The organism is Pseudomonas sp. 2995-3, assembly GCF_002742565.1.
Taxonomy (GTDB): domain Bacteria; phylum Pseudomonadota; class Gammaproteobacteria; order Pseudomonadales; family Pseudomonadaceae; genus Aquipseudomonas; species Aquipseudomonas edaphica.
Genome location: NZ_LJSB01000113.1, coordinates 1 through 342, shown reverse-complemented (window position 1 = coordinate 342; position 342 = coordinate 1). Strand labels below are relative to the sequence as shown.

The following is a 342-nucleotide window of genomic DNA, read 5'->3' as shown; positions in this document are numbered from 1 at the left end:
CTATATTGGTTCAAGCCCCTATTGTGCTCCTGCGACTTTCGGATTAATTGGTCATTTAGAATTAAATGATGGCGTGTATTTTACTAAAGGAGGAAACAGTGAAATTGCGAAAGGGTTTGAGAAACTAGCAAAAAAGATAGGTGTCACCGTACTAACCAATACAGAGATAGTTCGTGCAAAGGTGAAGAATGATAGTATAACAGAGGTAGAGACCAGTGAGGGGGAGTCCTTTAGTGGAGATGTATTTATACTGAACGGAGACTTATTAACTCAGTATCCTCGCTTAGTAAAGGAAGAAAATAGAGCTTCTTTTTCATTAAAAGGAATTCAACCATCCATTTC

At 38.0% G+C, this 342-nt stretch carries 1 protein-coding gene; it reads left to right on the top strand.

The window, feature by feature from the left end:
* Positions 1-342: hypothetical protein (locus AOA62_RS31725; protein ID WP_218244070.1), on the top strand; the 342-nt coding region annotated here is incomplete at both ends.